This window comes from Bartonella sp. AD328YNZD, from assembly GCF_042196425.1.
Genome location: NZ_JBHIQG010000802.1, coordinates 1 through 605 on the forward strand (window position 1 = coordinate 1; position 605 = coordinate 605).

1 protein-coding gene is annotated in these 605 nt (G+C 42.3%); it reads left to right on the forward strand.

What is annotated here, in order from left to right:
* Positions 1–605, forward strand: a 605-nt coding sequence (locus ACFIO3_RS15125) for a thiamine pyrophosphate-dependent enzyme (protein WP_375704789.1), incomplete at both ends; no start/stop codon positions are given.

Sequence of the window (605 nt, forward strand, 5' to 3'; positions counted from 1 at the left end):
GATGGTGGTGAGGCGCTGATTCCCGCTCTTGAACAGATTATCAAATGTGGTAGTGCTTTGGGGGTTAGGGAAGTTATTTTAGGAATGGCACATCGTGGTCGTTTAAATGTTCTTTCACAAGTTCTTGCCAAACCGCATAGGGCTATTTTTCATGAATTCAAAGGGGGATCTTACAAGCCTGATGATGTGGAGGGATCCGGTGATGTCAAATATCATTTGGGAACTACCGCTGATCTGGACTTTGATGGTAAAAAAGTTCATTTATCGCTGTTGGCCAATCCATCTCATCTTGAGATTGTTGATCCGGTTGTTATGGGAAAAGCACGTGCTAAACAAGATCAACTTATGGGACCTGCGCATACTGATTTACTCCCATTAAGTGAGCGTTCAAAAGTGATGCCATTGCTTATTCATGGTGATGCTGCTTTTGCAGGACAAGGCGTTATCCAAGAAACTTTTGGTCTTTCAGGTCTTAAAGGTTATCGTGTTGCGGGCTCACTTCATGTTATTATCAATAACCAGATTGGTTTTACAACATCCCCACGTTTTTCACGTTCTTCGCCTTATCCATCAGATGTCGCAAAAATGATTGACGCACCAATTTT